The following is a 19,700-nucleotide window of genomic DNA, read 5'->3' as shown; positions in this document are numbered from 1 at the left end:
CAAATCCGATTTTTACGATATAAAAAAAGACTGCCGTATTTCGGCAGTCTTAATCGATAAATTCAAATTCATATTCAAGAATTTTTACAATATCTCCGTCTTTTGCACCACGTGCACGAAGCGCTTCATCAATACCCATTCCGCGCATTTGACGAGCGAAACGACGTACAGATTCATCACGTGAGAAGTCTGTCATCTTGAATGTTTTCTCGATATCGTAACCAGAGATAACAAACGTGCCATCACTTTCACGTGTAATTTCAAATTTAACACCTTCAGTATCAAATTTGTACATTACACTTGTATCAGACTCATCCGCAACTTCATGTATTGGGAATTCTGGTGTTGTTTCTATTAAGTTCGCTACTTCAAACAGTAAGTCACGAACACCTTGTCTTGTTACAGCTGAGATTGGGAAGATTTTTACTTCGTCTCCCACTTTCTCTTTAAATGCTTGTAAGTTTTCTTCTGCATCTGGCATATCCATTTTATTTGCAACAACAACTTGTGGACGCTCAGTTAAGCGAAGATTGTATTCTTTTAATTCATTATTAATCGTTACGTAATCTTCATATGGATCACGGCCTTCTAAACCAGACATATCAATAACATGCACGATTACACGTGTACGCTCAATATGACGTAAGAATTGGTGTCCAAGTCCGACGCCAGCATGTGCGCCTTCAATTAGTCCTGGAAGGTCAGCCATAACGAAGCTGCGGTTATCACCAGTTTCAACAACACCAAGATTTGGAACGATTGTTGTGAAGTGATACTCTGCAATTTTCGGACGCGCTGATGATACAACAGATAATAATGTAGATTTACCTACACTTGGGAATCCAACAAGTCCAACGTCTGCTAGTACTTTAAGTTCTAGAATAACATCACGCTCTTGACCTGGTTCCCCGTTCTCAGCGATTTCTGGCGCTGGGTTCGTAGCTGTTGCGAAACGTGAGTTACCACGGCCACCACGGCCACCTTTTGCAATTACAGCAGTTTGTCCATGCGTTACTAAATCGGCAAGAATTTGACCAGTTTTTTCATCTTTTACTACTGTTCCTGGCGGAACCTTTACAAGTAAATCTTCAGATTTACGTCCGTGCTGACCTTTACTCATTCCGTGCTGACCGCGATCAGCTTTGAAATGACGTTGGTAGCGGAAGTCCATTAATGTACGTAAGCCTTCCTCAACTACGAAAACAACATCTGCACCTTTACCTCCGTCGCCACCTGCTGGGCCACCTTTTGGTACATACTTCTCACGACGATACGCAACCATACCATTACCACCGTCGCCGCCTTTTACATATATCTTGACCTGATCTACAAACATTATTTCACCACACTTTTTTCAATTGGTTGTAATATAACTGAGACTTCTTCGTCTCGCACTGTATAAGAAATGGAATACCATTTATTGTTTTGGATCGCAAGCCAATTCTGTAGTTCTTCTACACTCGTTAGCTTACCACGAAAATCAAAAAAGAAACGAGCATTATCCGCGTCACATTCAATTGTGATACAAACATAATTTTCAACATATACGTCTAAACTATGCTGAAGCATCGAGAAAAATTGATTCGTCCATGTACATACAGTCTCATCTAAGTGAGATAAGTTATGTAATTTCCCTAATACTTCGTATTCCAATAAGCACGGCTGCTGTTTCCAATTATATGTTAAAATCCACTCTGAAAATAAAGGCATTGATAGCCCCATCAGATTGGATTCTTGTCTCGCTTCTTGGACAAAACGATCGATGAGACTATGAATTTCTTCCACTTTTCCAAGGGAAAGGTTTCCTTTCACCATCTGCATACGATTGAGCCAATCATGTCTTGAATGGCGCAATGCATCTATAATTGTCCATTTTTCATTCATTTAGATACCCCTTAATATAGAAAAACTCTAACCTGCACTCAGGTTAGAGTTTTCCGTGAGTTCTTATGCTTCTTGAGCAACAGGATATACGCTCACTTGTTTGCGGTCACGACCAAGACGCTCAAAGCGTACTACGCCGTCAACTTTCGCGTATAAAGTGTCATCGCCACCACGACCAACGTTAACACCTGGATAAATTTTTGTACCGCGTTGACGGTAAAGAATTGAACCACCTGTAACCGTTTGACCATCTGCGCGTTTAGCACCAAGACGTTTTGACTGAGAGTCACGACCGTTCTTTGTACTACCTACACCTTTCTTAGATGCGAAAAACTGAAGATCTAATCTTAACATACGTTACACCTCCTGCACTTTTTCTATTAAACGGATATACTTTCCGTAATCAAGTTCGATCGTCTTAAGCGAAACAACTAATCCTTCTAAAAGCGTTTGTGCTTTTTCTGCTGTATGAACGTCTAAATCATTAGGCAATTCATACGTTAAGAATCCGCCATCACTTCCGAGTTCAATAGTTGCTTGCACATTACAAAGTTCTTCCACTGCATTTATAGAACCAAACACAACCGCTGTAGTTCCAGCACAGACAAGGTCTTGTCCATGTGGCGCATAATCGGCATGTCCAGTCATTTTAAATGATTGGATACTTCCTAATTTCGTGCGACTTATCGTAATTTTAATCATGTTAACCAGAATTAAGCGTTGATAGCTTCAACAACTAGCTTAGTGTAAGGTTGACGATGACCTTGTTTCTTACGATTGTTCTTTTTCGCTTTGTATTTGAAAACGATAATTTTCTTAGCGCGACCTTGTTTTTCAACTTTCGCAGTAACTGTTGCACCTTCTACAACTGGGCTACCAACTTTAACGTTTTCGCCACCAACGAAAAGAACTTTGTCAAAAGTAACAGTTTCACCAGCTTCAACATCTAATTTTTCAATGTAGATTGCTTGACCAGCTTCAACTTTAATTTGTTTTCCACCTGTTTCGATAATTGCGTACATACTTGCACCTCCTCTTAATTACTAAGACTCGCCAAAAACGAGGTAGACATAAATGCCTTTAGGGAACCTGTCTTGTGCGGTTGTAGCATATAGCCGTTTAGGTGCTATAAACTATAACATAAAGATGTTATCATGAATCATAGACGGTTGTCAATAAATGTTCTGCTAACTATTTTTTCCGCTCTACAATTTCTTTTTTACTTCCAAAACGAACGATAGCATACTTTTCGATATTATCATCTTTGAAATAAATTTCAAATGGAATATTTTTTTGTAATTCTTTTTGCAAAAACTGTTTTTGCAGTTCTTTAGGCGCAGCGATTAATACCGCTTCATCTTCTATATTGCCATATGTGATTAGTTCTCTCTCTAACTCATACGCAATTGTTTCATGCGACATCACATAACCCGTCGCTTTGCAAGGTACACACTCTTTTAATAATACGTCCCGTAAAGAATGCTTTTTACGTTTACGTGTCATTTCCAAAATCCCTAGCTCCGTAAAGCCGAGCACCCTTGTATATGTGCGGTCATCTTGCATAGCAGCTATAAGACATTCTCTTACCTTTTCTTTATCTTCTCTTTTTTTCATATTAATAAAATCAATTAATATCATACCACCAATATCACGAAGTCTTAATTGGCGTGCAATTTCTTCAGCGGCTAGCTCATTTGTGCGAAGTACTGTATCTTGTAAATTTTGTTTTCCCGTAAACTTGCCCGTATTCACATCAATTACAGTCATCGTCTCCATTTGTTCTACAATTAAATAAGCACCATTTGGAAGCCAAACAATTTTTTGGAGTGCTTTCTCAATCTCACGCTCTATTCCAAAATGGTTAAACATCGAAGACTTTTCATTATAAAAAGATACTTTTTCTTTTCCAACTTTGTCTTCTAATTCCTTTACTATACTTCTTGTATCTACAACTACTTTTTCAATTGTTTCAATTGGGTTCTCTTGAAATACACGATCTAAAAAGGTCGCCGGTCGATGAAGTAATAACGGCGCCTTTCCTTGACCCTCTTTTCTTTTTAACTCTTCATACAACTGTTGTAACCCTTGCATTTCAGCTTGTATTTCTTCAATTGCTCCTTTTTCAGAAGCAGAACGGAAAATGTATCCCCCCGTTCCCTCTATTTCAATTTGGAGTAACTGTTGTCTTCTTTTATTATTTTTTATTTTTCGAGAAACAGCGCGCATCTCATCAAACGGCATATAAACGACATATTTCCCGGTAAATTCTATATTCGCTGTCAATTTTGGCCCTTTCGTATCAATTGCCTCTTTCGCAACTTGTACGAGTATCGCTTGCCCTTCATGTATACGATAAGAAGATGGTACATCATCGTATGAAAGGTAAGCATGTTTTTCTAAACCGATGTTTACAAAAGCTGCATTCATTCCAGCAATTGTTCTTACGACACGTCCAACATAAATATGCCCAACAATCTCTTGCTCTTCATTACGTTTCCATAAAAACTCAACAATTTTTTTCTTCTCTTCAATTGCAACGCGCTTTTCCGAACCAGCGTAATTCACATATAACGTTTTCAAAATTATTTCCTCACTTTATAATCTTCTTTGCTTTTACAATAATAAAAGGTTAGTGCTATCGTCAACACTAACCGATTAATTCTTCAACTGATGAAGTTGTTCGTTTTTCAGTAAAATATGCATAGAGCAATTCATTTTCATCCAATGTGTAATGCTCTTTATATTTTCCACGGACAATAATAGAATGCTTATATCCTCTACGAAATTTTGTGAAGATCGTATATAAACGATCTTCGGTTTGCACTTCAATAGGTGCAATCTTTTCGATTCCTCTTTTGTTTCCATAATAACGTTCTAATAAAAAACGCATAAATGCATACCGTCTTTGTTTCCACTCTTGATATAATGACACTGCTAAAAATATGAGTAGTACCCACATCATAATATTGTTACTATTCCAGAGTAACTGCCATCCTAATATTACACTAAAAAAAACACATGACAATTGCATCATCTTTTCATGTGCTTGTAAATAAGGGAAACGATATGATAATACATTAAACAATACTTTCCCGCCATCTAACGGCCAAATAGGAAGTAAATTAAATGCTAAAATAATTATATTATTCCACATAAAGAAATAATATAAATCTGCATTCAGCCAACCAGCTTTGAACAACATATAACCTACCAGCATCATCCAAACATGTTGAATCGGTCCTGCAATTACGACAACAAGTTCCTCTTTCAATGACTTATTACCATGTTCCTCAAGCTCGGCAACGCCACCAAACGGCAAAAGCTGAATTCTTTTTATACGCCAATTATAGTGTGCTGCTGCAAAAGCATGCCCAAGTTCATGAATAAGAACAATACAAAATAACAGTAGTAACTCTTTAAAACGCGCAGTAAAAATACCAATGACAATAATAACCCAAAATAATGGATGCACGGAAATTTTCGTTAAAACGTCCCTATATTTAATCAAATGATATCACCTGGATCGGATCAATAAATTTCTCATTCTTTTTTATCGCGAAATAAAACTTTCCATTTTTATCATTTGTATCATTACTCACCGTTCCAATTTTTTGTTTCTTTGAAACGTAATCATATAATTTCACTGACATATCGTTTAAGTTTGCATACCATGACTCCGTACCATCTGCATGTTGAATTTGAACTGTATTTCCAAGTTCCTCTTTCTTGCCTGCAAAAACAACTAACCCTTCATTTACTGACTCCACTTTTGCATTTGTAGCTGTTTGGACAAATACACCTTGGCCATTTTTTTGAAACCCTTGCATTACCTTTCCAGAAGCAGGAATTGCATAATCTTTTTGCTGAATACTTCCTTCTTTTTTCTCGTTCGGCGAATAGAATACAAGCGGTTTTCCAAATTGCTTTTCGTACCATTTCGCTACAGTAGCAAACTGAAATTCCTCTTTCATCACTTTTTCTGTAACAGCTTTAGCTCCATTGAATGAAGAAGGAGCATTCTTATATAAAATAGCAACCGAAAGAACTAATATTGCTGATAATAAAACTTTGAAGAAAAAGACTTCCTTTCGAAATAAAGGATGCATTTCCTTTTCTCCATCTTCAATAAATACTGCTTCACTATCAAAATTCCTTCCGTTAAAATACTGCTCTTCCTCCATCCTTTCTTGCTCGGCCTTCCTTTTTGCAATCCGCTTTTTAATTTCTTCTACGCGTCTATTCTTCATACTGTCTCCTTTCTTTCGTTAAGCTAATTTCATTAGAAACAGTTGTATACAGTTTGTACATATGTATGAGCTAAGAAAGAAAGATATTCGTGTGAAGAAAAAAGAAAGCACCTCGCATATGTGCGAAGTGCTCTTAACGGATTCCAAAGAAGTTTTTCACCTTTGCAAATACCGATACCTTTTCTTGTTCAAATGCTTGTAATGGTACATTCTCACCTAACAAGCGTCTTGCAATATTACGATAAGCCAACGCTGCTTTTCCGCTTGGTTGCAACGCCACAGGTTCACCTGTATTTGTAGCTCGAATAACTTCATCGTCATCTTCGACAACACCAAGAAGCTCGATTGACAATGTACGTACAATTTCATCAACATCTAACATATCCTGTTCATGAAGCATATGACTACGTACACGGTTAATAACAAGTTTTGGTGGTTCAATATCCTCTTTTTCTAAAAGCCCAATAATACGATCCGCATCGCGCATTGAGGATACTTCTGGAGTCGTAACAACGATTGCTTTATCCGCACCAGCTACCGCATTTTTAAATCCCTGCTCAATCCCCGCAGGACAATCGATTAATATGTAATCATAATCTTGACGTAATACTTGTATTAATTCATCCATTTGTTCAGGTGTTACCGCTGATTTATCACTCGTTTGTGCTGCAGGTAATAAATAAAGATCATCAAAACGTTTGTCTTTAATAAGAGCCTGAGGTAAACGGCAACGCCCTTCAACGACATCAACAAGATCAAATACAATACGATTTTCCAGCCCCATTACTACGTCCAAATTTCGAAGACCGATATCTGTGTCAATTAAGCACACTTTCTTTCCAGATAACGCTAGGGCCGTACCAATGTTCGCAGATGTAGTAGTTTTACCTACTCCGCCTTTTCCAGATGTAATTACTATTGCCTCTCCCACAGCTATACAATTCCCCTTTCTAACTTTGTTAAATTAGGTCTAAGATGAGTGAGAAGTTGCAGGCGATCGACAACAATGTGATTGTTCTCATTAATATACGCACATTCTGCCGCCTCCGCTCCGTCTTCTTTCTCTTCCGGAGCCCGCATTGCCACATCACTAATTCGAAGTTGCATCGGGTTCATAACAGATGCAGCGATTACAGCATCCGAATCCCCATAATACCCAGCATGTGCAATTCCTCTTAATGATCCTACGACAAAAATATTCCCCCCAGCGATAACCGTTCCGCCTGGATTAACATCTCCAATTAACAACAAATTTCCTTTTACATGTAAAACTTGTCCAGAGCGAACAATTTTGGAAATAGGGACAATTTCTGTTTCTTCTTTCCAAGCTATTGCTTCTGCTTTAGTGATAACATCACTTTCAATTGAATCCACAACAAGATTCTTTTTATTACGAATTAACGTACGAATCTCTTCTTGTTGGACTTCTGTTAAATAACGATTTCCTACTTTCACATGCACTTCAATTAATGAGCGCCCATCACCATCGTAGTAATGTGTAGAAAGTTTTTCGTCTAATTCCATCAATAATTCTGAGAATGAACAACAATCATCTAAATGAAGCGTTATCCCATCTTTTGTCCCTTTTATCGTTACATTTTGTTGCTTTTTTTCTTCCACTAAAGTTCACCCCACCGATTCAATTCGACATAAAATTAGAAAATCCTTTTTTCTTTTTCTTCCATCGCTTTTGAAAGACGCACTATATATCGTCTCAGTGGGAAACAAACTATCAATAAGAAAATAGCATTTAACAATAAAGTAGAAAGGAGACGATCTGTGAAAAAGACATACGCTGGCATATGAGTACGTCCTAATAAAGTTAAGAATCCATACACATAATACTCTAGTGCTACAACGCTAGCTAATATGATAGAAACAACAATAAATAAATTCAATTGTAGTACTTTCATCACACTATATACTAAATAAGCTAAAATCGGATAAGCAAAAATATATATCCCGACAAGTTCTGTGTATACGGTATCAAATAAGAAGCCAAATAATAGTCCGTAATAAATCCCTTGGACCGGACTATAATACACTGTAATAAAACATAAGACGATTATAAAGAAATGCGGTGCTGCTATGCTGTCTTTCCAAAACACATCCGTTGGAACAACAGTAGCAAACATATTTTCAAATAGAAACACAAAAAGGAGCAAAAGAGGAAGAGCTGCTCTTTTTAATATCTTCATCATCTCTTCTTCTCCTCCTATTCTAATGGCGCTGAAGGTGTTGCACGTTTAGCAACCGTAATATGCTCTACGTCATTTAAATCAGCGGCAGGTTTTACATAAGCTGTTTTTGTTAAGCCATATGCATCCGGCTGAACTTCAACGATTTTTCCAATTACAAGACCTTTCGGGAAAATATCACCCAGTCCAGATGTTACAACTAGTTGATCTTTCTCTACCGGTGCATCAGAGCCAATCTTTGTGAAAAGAAGTAATTGCTTTTCTTTGTCATAACCTTCAATCAATCCAAAGATTTTCTCTTGCCCTTGTACAATAGCAGAAACGCGATTTGTTCGGCTCATAGAACTTAGTAATTCTACTGATGATGTAAACTGAGATACACTTTTCACTCTTCCAACTAACCCTTGTGAAGTTACTACAGCCATATCTTTTTTAATTCCTTGCTGTGCCCCTTTATCAATTCCAATTAAATCGTACCATTTATCTGGATTACGAGAAACAACAGTAGCTGGAATTTCAGTATACCCGCTATTTAACTCTTTTTTACCAGTTAGCTCTTGTAACTTCTTGTTATCATCTTCTAATTGTTTTACTTTCCCTGATAGACCTGCATAATTATCTAATTTTGCTTTTAATTCTTTATTCTCTTCATACGTGCGCTTTACATCCTCTACATTTTCGAAGAATCCAGCTACGTATTTCGCTGGCTTTTGGAATACACGTTCTACAACACCGACAGTATCTTTAACAAACTGCTCTGGCCATGTTAAACTGTTCCGTTCTTTCAATGAGATTCCAATCAATGCCACGAGAAGAATAATACTAACCAACAAAACAATTAATCTTTTGTTTAAGAAAAACTGTGGCACGTTCACACCCTCTTAATTTCACTGATTTTTATTTTGCAATATTATCGAGCAGCAGTTTTGAAAAGATCGATATTGTCTAATGCTTTACCTGTTCCAATTGCTACGCAATCTAATGGATCTTCTGCAACAAGAACTGGCATTTTCGTTTCTTCACTAATTACTTTATCTAAATTACGTAGTAATGCCCCGCCACCTGTTAATACGATACCGCGGTCCATAATATCAGCCGCTAATTCAGGTGGAGTTTTTTCTAACGTATTTTTAACCGATTCTACAATCGCATCTACTGTATCTTTTAATGCATCTGCAATTTCTTCTGGCTGAATTAGTACTGTTTTTGGTAAACCACTTACTAAATCACGACCGCGAATTTCCATAGGCTCGATACCTTCTGGCTCGCCTGCAGAACCAATTTCTAATTTTAATGCTTCAGCTGTTCTTTCACCGATCATTAAGTTATAGCTTTTCTTAATGTACTGAATGATTGAATCGTCCATATCATCACCAGCAACACGGACTGACTGGCTTGTTACAATACCACCTAGAGAAATAATTGCAACTTCTGTTGTACCGCCACCGATATCAACAACCATACTACCAGTTGGTTCCCAAACAGGTAAGTTTGCACCAATTGCTGCTGCAAATGGCTCTTCGATAGGATAAGCATCACGAGCACCCGCTTGACGAGTCGCATCGATTACTGCACGTCTTTCTACAGCTGTAATACCAGATGGTACACATACCATTACATACGGCTTACGTGAGAAGAAACCGTTTGATTTTTGAGCTTGTTGAATGTAATATTTCATCATTGTTGCAGTTGTTTCATAATCAGCAATTACACCGTCTTTCATCGGGCGAAGTGCCACAACGTTCCCTGGTGTACGACCAATCATTTGTTTTGCATCGCTACCTACAGCAACGATTTGTTTCGTATCAGTTTGTAACGCAACTACTGAAGGTTCACGTAAAACTACACCTTTTCCTTTTACATATACAAGCGTGTTCGCAGTTCCTAAGTCTATTCCAAGATCGCGAGTAAATCCACCAAATCCAAACATATTATTTATCTTCCTTTCTTGTTTTCACGGACTCATTTTTTCTTACTTTATATTATAAAAACAGTACGTTTTTTATATCTTTATCCTTTTTGTAGATAAATTTCTACAAAAAACTCATAAATCACATTATAAAACAAAATAAGTAAAAAGCATAGTCTTAAATATGACCTTTTTCCTTTAAACTCACGAATTTATGGTCACCTATTATAATATGATCAAGCACTTCAATTCCGATAATCTGGCCGCATTCTACTAAGCGTTTTGTTACTGCAATATCTTCACGGCTCGGCGTGGGATCTCCTGAGGGATGGTTATGAAGACATATGATAGAGGCTGCTGCACGACGGAAGGCTTCTTTAAAAACTTCCCTCGGGTGTACAATTGACGTGTTTAAACTTCCAATAAAGATCGTTTGCCTATGTATAACTTGATTTTTTGTATTTAAATATAAACAAACAAAATGCTCTTGTTGTAAAAAACGCATTTCTTCCATCATGTATTTCGCACAATCTTCTGGACTTCGAATACTATATCTATTTTGATATTCTAAACGTACCATTCTTCTGCCTAGTTCAAAGGCTGCCATAAGTTGCGATGCCTTTGAAATCCCAATACCATGTATACTAATTAGCTCTTCTAATGTTGCATCTTTCAACATACGTAAGCCATCAAATTGGTGTAAAATTTTATCTGACAACTTTAAAACTGTTTCTTCTTTAGAACCTGTTCTGAGTAACACTGCGAGAAGCTCTCGATTTGATAAACTTCCAGCACCTTCTAACAATAAACGCTCCCGTGGCTGTTCTTCTCTTACAACATCACGAATACCGTTCATCTCTCCACCCCTTTATTTGTTCTCTCAAAGAAAACCCCATGCAATTTTACGCATGGGTTACATCAATATCAAATTGTTTTAATTCCCGAACGAGACGTGCAATTGGTAAGCCAACTACACTATAGTAGTCCCCTTGAATATTTTGAACGAAAATAGATCCTTTACCTTGAATCCCATAACTACCAGCTTTATCAAGAGGTTCTTTCGATGCGACGTATGTATCAATTTCCTCTTCTGTTAACTCCCAAAATGTAACTTCTGTACGCTCATAAAAAGTAACCGTTTTTTCTTTTGCTATAATCGCAACACCTGTATACACTTCATGTGTTTTCCCTGATAGTAATTGTAACATCTCTTTCGCCTCATCCTCATTAGAAGGCTTACCAAGAATACGCGACTCATATGTAACAATTGTATCTGCACCTAACACAATGTGATCACTATTATTTTCTGCCACCGCTGATGCTTTTTGCAAGGCAAGCGACATTACAATATCAGAAGGCGATGAATATGCACCAATTGTTTCCTCTACTTCACTTACAACGATTTCAAATGGCACACTAGCTAACTCAAGCAATTCCTTCCTCCGAGGTGACCCTGAAGCTAAAATTATTTTTCTCATATTTTCTCCTTCCTTTCTCACATGAAGCAGAACAATTTATATTAATCGTATCAAAGGAATAGTTTGCCCACAAATGAAAGAAATATTAATTTCTCTAACTAAAATAACACTTCTTTATTGCATACGATTATATTCCTGTCATAGAGAAAGCACTTTGCTCTAAATTCAAAAGAAAAGAAAGAAGTACATGTACTTCTTTCTTACTCATTTTATTATCCTATCATTTCACTTTCTACGAAACAATTTTTTCATACGAGAGTAAACCATCAATAATAACTTGATTTAATTTCGCCAAAGATTCCTTATCCATCTTCCCATCTTTTACTGTTTGTACAGCTACCGACGTATACATATACAGTTTCTTTGCTTCTTCTTGTTTCATACTTTTCCCTTCTTTTTCAACCTTTTTCCATTCTTTTTCAATTGCTTCTATATCTTTTGCGCTGCTTTTTCCACCAACTTGTACGCTAGAAGCATATTTTGCTAAATGAGTGTATAATGGCTGCACTTTTGTTAAAAATGTTCCTACTTCTTTATCATCTTTCAGCAATGCTTTATCTGTTATATCCCAGTTCTTTTTTAAAACGGAGACACCATCATTTTTATACTTAGTCATTAATTGATTTATAGACTGTTCATCGCTAGCAATACCAACAACTATTGCATACTTATCACCGCTCGGTCTCAAAGCACCAATGCCCCCATTGCCTTTCCATTCTTCAAGAGCTGCCTGTCCCTTTTCTTCAGAAGAATAAAGCCCCCCTTGAACAAAAAATAATTTCATTGGATCCAATGACGTTCCTGCTTGTGCTTTTTGTTTTTCTTCTTTCGGTGCTGGTGTTTGTTCTGCCGTTCCACCCACCTTTGATTCTCCATTTCCAGTCGGCCTTGAAGCTGTCACTTCACTTCCTCCTGTCGTTCCTTGTCCAGTAAGTAAATGAAGCATCCCCATTCCAAACGCCGTACCGATAATGATTGCAGTTGTAACGATTACAATTAATGTATTACTCCACTTCTTTCGGTATTTTTCCACAGACATTGATTTCGCTTTTTGAAACGGAACAACATTTTTCGGTCGTTCACTTTCTACTACCATCCATTCAAATTCATCTTTCTTTTTTTCCTCATACTTCGCTTCTGTTCCATTCACTTTCACTGAGATCGTTCGTGATTGCTTGTCCATACACTCACACCTCACCTCTTATCGTTGTCCGCATCATATCATATTCATTTCATAAAAAAACGAGATATTTGTCAGAGGAATTCGCCAAATAACCCTATATATTTATCTTATATGTATGCATTTGACTTCATTTGTAGAACAAAAAAACTAGATAGCAAAGACTATCTAGTTTTTCTCGCGAATATATTTTCGTACTTCAGAAATGAAATAAAGAGAACCTGTTATGATAAAAACATCATTTTCTGCTATCATTTCAACTTTTGTATCAATTGCCTCTTTCCAATTTTCAAAAACTAATTTTGATTCTTTCTGTGAATATGATGCAAGCTTATCAGCAGAAATAGCACGATCAAAGGCGAATGTTGTAAAAATAATTTCATCTGCAATGGTTTCTAATTGGCCTACCATGTTATGTAATTGTTTATCACCAAGGGCAGTAAATAACACTATTACATTTTTATCTTTGTAATGCGCTTCTACTGTTTTCACAAGGCTTTCGATACCTTCTGGATTATGAGCACCATCTATAATAATATCTGGATTACTTTGCAGTTTTTCAAAGCGCCCCACCCAATACGCTTCCTGTAATCCAGTTCTTATTTCTTCTTCCTCAATTAAAAATGATAAGTATGTTTTTACATACATGACTGCCATAAGCGCAAGTGCTGCATTTCCTACTTGATGAATACCTTTCATTGAGATTTGCAAATCTTCAAATGCGGTAAAAGGACAAGTAAAATCAAACTGTTCCCCATCTTCGTTAGACTGTTTATGTAACACTGTAAAATGCTTGCCAAGTTCGTATAAGTTTGCATGGTTTTCCTTTGCAACATTTTGAATGACTTGCAAAGCTTCTTCATCTTTTACACCAGTAATTACCGGCACACCAGACTTAATAATCCCCGCCTTTTCATATGCAATTTCTCCTAGTGTATTCCCTAAAATATGCATATGATCGTGACCGATATTCGTAATAATCGTGAGAACAGGGTGTATAACATTGGTAGAATCAAAACGTCCACCGAGCCCTGTTTCAAATAAAACAACATCACAGAAATTGACTTTACCGAAATAGCAAATTGCCATAACAGTAATAATTTCAAACTCAGTCGCTTCCCCTAAATCCGTTTCATCTAGTTTTTCCACGACTGGTTTTACCATCTTTACGAGTTCAGTAATCTCTTCATCTGCAATTGGTGTTCCATTCACACTAATGCGTTCATTAAATGTTTCGATGTAAGGAGAGGTAAACGTTCCTACCTTATATTTCGCGCCTTCTAACATGTAACGCATATATGTTAACGTTGAACCTTTTCCATTTGTACCAGCAAGATGAATACATTTTATATGACGCTCTGGATTTCCGAGCTCTTCTAGCATCCAATTCATTCTTTCTAATCCTGGTTTAATACCAAATTTCAATCGGCTATGAATCCACCCTATCGCTTCTTCGTATGTATGTATCACGTATGCTTTTCCCCTTTCAAAAGACAACTTTCATAGTTCTATTATACGCAAAGAAAAGAGACTCACCAATATAGTGAGTCTCTAAAAATATTTTTACTTTTCAAGATCTGCTAGACGTTGACGAACTGCTTCGCGTTTTTCTAGGTAATCTTGCTCTTTCGCACGCTCTCCTTCAATAACCGCTGCAGGAGCTTTCGCTACAAAACCTTGGTTAGAAAGTTTCTTCTGTACACGTTCTACTTCTTTATCGAACTTCTCAAGTTCTTTCTCAAGACGAGCTCTCTCTTCATCAAGATTGATAAGATCAGCTAACGGTAAGAATAACTCTGCACCTGATACGATTGCAGTCATTGCTTTTTCTGGCGCTTGTAAGTCCGTTTGAATTGTTAATTCGCTTGGGTTACAGAAACGCTCAATGTAAGAGCTATTTTTCGTAAGTTGAGCAAGTACAGCCTCATCTTTTGCTTTAATTTGCATTTGAACTTTTTTGCTCATTGGCGTATTTACTTCTGCACGAATGTTACGAACAGAGCGAATGATATCAACTAGAAGGTGCATTTCTGCCGCAGCTTCCGTATCTTGTAAATCTTCGCGAACTGTTGGCCACGCAGCTACTGTAATAGATTCGCCTTCATGCGGTAAATGTTGCCAAATTTTCTCTGTTACGAATGGCATGAATGGGTGTAATAGACGCATTGTTTGATCTAATACGTAAGCTAAAATAGAACGAGTCGTTTTCTTAGCTGCTTCATCTTCACCGTATAGTGGAAGTTTCGCCATTTCAATATACCAATCACAGAAATCGTCCCAAATGAAGTTGTATAATGAACGACCAGCTTCACCGAACTCATATTTATCCATGTTACGTGTTACGCTTTCGATTGTTTCGTTTAAGCGAGTTAAGATCCACTTATCCGCAACTGATTTTTCACCAGTTAAATCGATTTCTTCATACTTCATATCATCCATGTTCATTAATACGAAACGTGATGCGTTCCAAATTTTATTAATGAAGTTCCAAGTAGATTCTACTTTTTCCATGCTGAAACGTAAATCTTGACCTGGTGCACTTCCTGTTGATAAGAAGAAACGCATTGCATCTGCACCGTACTTCTCGATAACATCCATTGGGTCAATACCGTTACCAAGAGATTTACTCATTTTACGACCTTGCTCGTCACGAACTAAACCGTGAATTAATACATCTTTAAATGGACGCTCGCCTGTAAACTCTAAACCTTGGAAAATCATACGAGATACCCAGAAGAAGATGATATCATAACCCGTTACTAGTGCATCTGTTGAATAGTAACGTTTGAAGTCTGCTGAATCTTCATTTGGCCAACCAAGTGTGGAGAATGGCCATAATGCTGAACTGAACCATGTATCAAGTACATCGTTATCTTGATTCCAGTTTTCAATATCTGCTGGTGCTTCTGTACCTACGTATACTTCACCAGTTTCTTTATGGTACCAAGCTGGAATACGGTGTCCCCACCATAATTGACGAGAAATACACCAGTCATGAATATTTTCCATCCAACGTAAATATGTGTTTTCAAAACGCTCTGGTACGAACGTTACTTTTTCTTCTTCTTTTTGTTGAAGCGCTACTGCTTTTTCAGCAAGTGGAGCCATTTTTACGAACCACTGTGTTGATAAATAAGGCTCAACAACTGCACCGCTACGCTCACTATGACCTACTGAATGCATATGTGGCTCGATTTCTACTAATACGCCAGCTTCTTGTAAGTCTTTCACTAATTCTTTACGGCATTCGAAACGATCCATACCGTTATACTTACCAGCTTTTTCGTTCATTGTTCCATCTTCGTTCATTACTAAAATGCGTGGTAAGTCATGACGGTTACCTACTTCAAAGTCATTCGGGTCATGAGCTGGTGTAATTTTTACAACGCCCGTTCCGAAATCTTTTTCTACGTACTCATCAGCAATAATCGGAATCTCACGGCCTACGATTGGAAGTGTAACTGTTTTTCCGATTAAATGCTTGTAACGATCGTCTTCTGGATGAACTGCTACTGCTGTATCACCAAGCATCGTTTCTGGACGAGTTGTCGCAAGACGAATGTGACCAGAACCATCTGTTAACGGATAGTTCATATGGTAGAATGCACCTTGAACTTCTTTATGAATTACTTCAATATCAGAAAGAGCTGTACGTGTTGCTGGATCCCAGTTGATGATATATTCACCACGGTAAATTAAGCCTTTTTCGTATAATTGAACGAATACTTTATTAACCGCATCTGATAAACCTTTGTCTAATGTGAAGCGTTCACGAGAATAGTCTAGTCCTAAACCAACTTTCCCCCATTGTTGACGAATGTGAGAAGCGTACTCTTCTTTCCACTCCCAAGCTTTTTCAAGGAATTTTTCACGGCCAAGATCGTAACGTGAAATACCTTCTTCACGAAGTTTTCCTTCTACTTTCGCTTGTGTTGCGATACCAGCATGGTCCATTCCTGGAAGCCATAGTACATCGTATCCTTGCATACGCTTCGTACGAGTTAAAATATCTTGAAGAGTTGTATCCCAAGCATGACCTAAGTGTAACTTACCAGTTACGTTCGGAGGTGGAATTACAATTGTATACGGTTGTTTCTTCTCGTCTCCTGTTGCTTCAAAATATTTGCCTTCAAGCCACCATTGATAAAGGCCTTCTTCAACGGACATATGATCATATTTAGTTGGTAAATTCTTTTCCGTGTTTGACATTATTTTCCCTCCTTAAAATAAAAAATGTCCCTCATCCAAAAAGGACGAGGGACATCGCGGTACCACCTTTATTTACAAACAAATTCATAATTTGCTTATACTCTTAATTTGATAACGGACAAATCCGTCTTTTCCTAATGAGAACTATTCTGTTCAGAAAAGATGCTCCAGGGCTACCTTCTAACATAACTATCTAGAGAATCTCCCAGCTACTGATTCTCCTCTCTGAAGACGTTTCATGTTATACTCTTCCCCTTCAAGGCATTTATATGATTGTTAATTATTATATACAATAGTGTAAAAAACGAAACCTTATTCGTCAAGATAAATTTAAAACTATGACTTTTCGGGTGAATATAAAGAAGATAAGTAGCATTCTCTACTTATCTTCTTTATCCCGCTATTTGCGGGCAATAAGACCCCACCTCAAAATTCAGCTGAAGCAAAGAAGTTAGGTTGGCACCACCCGCTGATTAAAGTTTTACTTTACCCGTTCCCTTGCTGGGCAGCTTGTAATTGTGACAGGAAATATTCTATATTGCTAACGAGCCAATGCGATTGTTGCAAACTCTTTACTCCGCGCAGTTCATTTTCCTCGTTGCGATTATCTCTTCTTTTCTTATAGGACTGGATTTGCCGAATAAATTGCGATGGATACGTCATATACGCAAACATAAGTAGTTGCTCTTCTTTCGTAAAAGGGAAATTTTTTTGATACATTTGAAACCATTCAAACCGATCACTTCTTGCGATTGGATATGTGTTTAAAGACCGTGAATAAAAACCTACTATATCTTGCACAGGCGTTGCAAACTTCGATTTTTCTAAACTAATAAAATAGCCATTCCGCTCATAGTCAAATAAAAAATGATTAAGTGACACATTACCATGCACAAAAGTAATACGCGTTTTCTCTTTTTCTTTCATCGCATCGTTCCACTCATTTAATTGCTTCGTTGCAAATTCACGCGCTCTCATTACATGATGATAGTACGTACAATATTGCAATTCAAACGGGGACATATACCATTTTGATTCAGATTCTACGAGAAACTCTTCTAACATCTCACCATCATTTTCCCAACGATCGGATATACTTGTATAATGTTTTTCTAAATCTTCTTCCGTATACGTTTCTTCCTTCACAGTTTTTTGGTGCAACGTTCCAAGTGTCTGAAACATTTTATGGTATTGATCATTGTCCTCACCGTTTCCTTCTGCACGTTCTAACCAAGGCATTAAATAATAATTATACGTCCCGTCACTTAAAATATAACTTCCATCCGTCGCATGATATATAGGTACATAATTTGAAAAACCTTTCTCCTTCAAATATTGAATATGATGCAGAAAGTTATTCCGCTCTAACTTTCTGCCTTCTATTTTCTTGAGTGCATATGGACCTTGATTCGTATAAATTTTCATTACATTTCCGTGCTCTTCCATATGCTGCGTATCCAATCTATATTGCCTCACAATAGGTTCATAGTGATTTCGCAACTCAATATCCATACGAATAACCCTTTCTATTCAAAACATAGCCTCTAAGAAAGGAAGTGAGTGAAAACACTCACTTCCTTATTTCGTCTTTACCCTTGAAACGGGAATATAAATAATTTGCCCCGTATTTAAAAATATATCTTCTGTTTGATTGACACGGTGTAAATTTTGTACAGACGTTTCATAACGGTCTGCAATAGATTCAATTGTATCCCCTTCTTGCACGAAATACATTCTTAACTTTGTAAATTCTTCTTCCGGTTCTTTCGTAAATAGTTTTGTTAAATAAAGCGCATTTTCATCTCGCTGTGAGTACTCTTCTTCTTGTTCTTCCTGCTTTTTCGCTTTTTCTTTCTTGAAATCTTTTCGTCCGAACAGTTCAAATTGTGGCGTTGTTTCTTGCTCCTCTTCACGTTCCACAAATTCATGTTCTTCTATTTTCTCTTCTTCTAATTCCTGCTCTTTTCTTTCCTCTAATTGGAACGGTTCAAATGCGTAATCTTCCCACTCATCTGATTCCTTATATGCTGGTTCTTCTACATGCGGCGCCGGTCTATTTTCATCCTCTTGCGCTGAATCTTCTTCTAACTCAGCATACACCGTTTCTTCCTCTTCAACTTCATCCTCGCTTCTCTCTTCATCACACAAACCGGTAATAGATATATCCGCTAATAATTGTAAGCAACCATTTTCCTTTAATTCATAATCAAATTCCTCGATTGATACATATAGCTCTTCAATTACTTTCACTCGATTTCTCGGAATTGATATTTCAAGTGGAAAGGAATGTACAAGTTCATTAACCCCATCTTCTCTTGTTTCTACATAATCAATTGACTTTGCTGGCGATAGTTCTCTTAATGAATACGCCGAATCATCTTTTCGTGCAACATACTCTCCCGTTAAATCTAATTGTCCTCTCACGATTACTTCATGATCAAGCTCTTCTATCTCAACGTCTGGATCTAACGAAATTGACAAAAGTTCTTCGACTTCCTGTCCTTTTTGGAACCACACAGATTCTTTTAATGAAAATCGTAATGAATGATCTGCAGCCACTTCTTTTCCCCCTCCCAAACTATATGTCATTACAGA

20 protein-coding genes and 2 other annotated features are annotated in these 19,700 nt (G+C 37.3%); all 20 genes read right to left on the bottom strand.

The features are described 5' to 3' along the window. Nucleotides 1-49 precede the first annotated feature (49 nt). Nucleotides 50-1,336, bottom strand: a complete 1,287-nt coding sequence (gene obgE, locus MKY38_RS28950) for a GTPase ObgE (protein WP_000497128.1) — start codon at nt 1,334-1,336, stop codon at nt 50-52. Then, nucleotides 1,336-1,884, bottom strand: a complete 549-nt coding sequence (locus tag MKY38_RS28945; protein WP_001003583.1) for a sporulation initiation phosphotransferase B — start codon at nt 1,882-1,884, stop codon at nt 1,336-1,338. The genes obgE and MKY38_RS28945 overlap by 1 nt, the downstream gene beginning before the upstream one ends. Before the next feature lie 63 nt (nt 1,885-1,947). Beyond that, on the bottom strand, nt 1,948-2,238 hold the full coding sequence (gene rpmA / locus MKY38_RS28940; protein ID WP_000944958.1) for a 50S ribosomal protein L27: 291 nt from the start codon (nt 2,236-2,238) through the stop codon (nt 1,948-1,950). A 3-nt stretch (nt 2,239-2,241) separates the two neighbouring features. Continuing rightward, nucleotides 2,242-2,586, bottom strand: a complete 345-nt coding sequence (locus MKY38_RS28935) for a ribosomal-processing cysteine protease Prp (protein ID WP_002001054.1) — start codon at nt 2,584-2,586, stop codon at nt 2,242-2,244. A gap of 11 nt (nt 2,587-2,597) precedes the next feature. After that, nucleotides 2,598-2,906, bottom strand: coding sequence for a 50S ribosomal protein L21 (rplU, locus tag MKY38_RS28930; RefSeq protein ID WP_000270907.1), 309 nt, complete (start codon nt 2,904-2,906; stop codon nt 2,598-2,600). 14 nt (nt 2,907-2,920) lie between these two features. Continuing rightward, nucleotides 2,921-2,998: a sequence feature (ribosomal protein L21 leader region), on the bottom strand. A gap of 77 nt (nt 2,999-3,075) precedes the next feature. Then, nucleotides 3,076-4,464, bottom strand: a complete 1,389-nt coding sequence (locus MKY38_RS28925) for an Rne/Rng family ribonuclease (protein WP_065222806.1) — start codon at nt 4,462-4,464, stop codon at nt 3,076-3,078. A gap of 67 nt (nt 4,465-4,531) precedes the next feature. Continuing rightward, nucleotides 4,532-5,392, bottom strand: a complete 861-nt coding sequence (gene spoIVFB / locus MKY38_RS28920; RefSeq protein WP_000599058.1) for a stage IV sporulation intramembrane metalloprotease SpoIVFB — start codon at nt 5,390-5,392, stop codon at nt 4,532-4,534. Further along, the gene (spoIVFA, locus tag MKY38_RS28915; protein ID WP_341050962.1) at nt 5,385-6,131 is read right to left on the bottom strand and encodes a stage IV sporulation protein SpoIVFA; all 747 of its coding nucleotides are present in this window, start codon (nt 6,129-6,131) and stop codon (nt 5,385-5,387) included. Before spoIVFA ends, spoIVFB begins: the two co-directional genes overlap by 8 nt. A 133-nt stretch (nt 6,132-6,264) precedes the next feature. Then, nucleotides 6,265-7,062: a septum site-determining protein MinD gene (gene minD / locus MKY38_RS28910; RefSeq protein WP_000503309.1), complete on the bottom strand. Its 798-nt coding sequence runs from the start codon at nt 7,060-7,062 to the stop codon at nt 6,265-6,267. A gap of 2 nt (nt 7,063-7,064) precedes the next feature. Then, nucleotides 7,065-7,751: a septum site-determining protein MinC gene (minC, locus tag MKY38_RS28905; RefSeq protein WP_000391521.1), complete on the bottom strand. Its 687-nt coding sequence runs from the start codon at nt 7,749-7,751 to the stop codon at nt 7,065-7,067. A 35-nt stretch (nt 7,752-7,786) separates the two neighbouring features. Continuing rightward, nucleotides 7,787-8,332, bottom strand: a complete 546-nt coding sequence (gene mreD, locus MKY38_RS28900) for a rod shape-determining protein MreD (RefSeq protein WP_000975766.1) — start codon at nt 8,330-8,332, stop codon at nt 7,787-7,789. A 14-nt stretch (nt 8,333-8,346) separates the two neighbouring features. Beyond that, nucleotides 8,347-9,198, bottom strand: a complete 852-nt coding sequence (gene mreC, locus MKY38_RS28895; protein ID WP_001135488.1) for a rod shape-determining protein MreC — start codon at nt 9,196-9,198, stop codon at nt 8,347-8,349. A gap of 41 nt (nt 9,199-9,239) precedes the next feature. Further along, nucleotides 9,240-10,259 (bottom strand): cell shape-determining protein MreB, encoded by a 1,020-nt coding sequence (mreB, locus tag MKY38_RS28890; protein ID WP_000466736.1) that lies wholly within the window; start codon nt 10,257-10,259, stop codon nt 9,240-9,242. A 157-nt stretch (nt 10,260-10,416) separates the two neighbouring features. Beyond that, on the bottom strand, nt 10,417-11,094 hold the full coding sequence (radC, locus tag MKY38_RS28885; protein WP_001013390.1) for a RadC family protein: 678 nt from the start codon (nt 11,092-11,094) through the stop codon (nt 10,417-10,419). Nucleotides 11,095-11,140: 46 nt separating this feature from the next. Continuing rightward, entirely contained in the window at nt 11,141-11,716 is a 576-nt protein-coding gene (locus MKY38_RS28880; RefSeq protein ID WP_001226291.1) for a Maf family protein, read from the bottom strand. A 232-nt stretch (nt 11,717-11,948) separates the two neighbouring features. Beyond that, nucleotides 11,949-12,899, bottom strand: a complete 951-nt coding sequence (locus tag MKY38_RS28875) for a stage II sporulation protein B (protein ID WP_070180525.1) — start codon at nt 12,897-12,899, stop codon at nt 11,949-11,951. Between the two features lie 165 nt (nt 12,900-13,064). Continuing rightward, entirely contained in the window at nt 13,065-14,366 is a 1,302-nt protein-coding gene (locus tag MKY38_RS28870; RefSeq protein ID WP_065222804.1) for a bifunctional folylpolyglutamate synthase/dihydrofolate synthase, read from the bottom strand. A 93-nt stretch (nt 14,367-14,459) separates the two neighbouring features. Then, nucleotides 14,460-17,105, bottom strand: a complete 2,646-nt coding sequence (locus MKY38_RS28865; RefSeq protein WP_000072250.1) for a valine--tRNA ligase — start codon at nt 17,103-17,105, stop codon at nt 14,460-14,462. Between the two features lie 37 nt (nt 17,106-17,142). After that, nucleotides 17,143-17,374, bottom strand: a binding site (T-box leader). Between the two features lie 217 nt (nt 17,375-17,591). Continuing rightward, complete coding sequence (ysxE, locus tag MKY38_RS28860) at nt 17,592-18,617, bottom strand: spore coat protein YsxE (protein ID WP_000350658.1); 1,026 nt, start codon at nt 18,615-18,617, stop codon at nt 17,592-17,594. 66 nt (nt 18,618-18,683) lie between these two features. After that, nucleotides 18,684-19,694, bottom strand: a complete 1,011-nt coding sequence (gene spoVID / locus MKY38_RS28855; protein WP_003285397.1) for a stage VI sporulation protein D — start codon at nt 19,692-19,694, stop codon at nt 18,684-18,686. Nucleotides 19,695-19,700: the final 6 nt, after the last annotated feature.

Origin of the sequence: Bacillus sp. FSL R5-0585 (assembly GCF_038004545.1) — a bacterium.
In the GTDB taxonomy this organism is placed as follows: domain Bacteria; phylum Bacillota; class Bacilli; order Bacillales; family Bacillaceae_G; genus Bacillus_A; species Bacillus_A cereus.
Note: the sequence above shows the minus strand (reverse complement) of the source record. Positions and strands in the feature narration are given on the sequence as shown.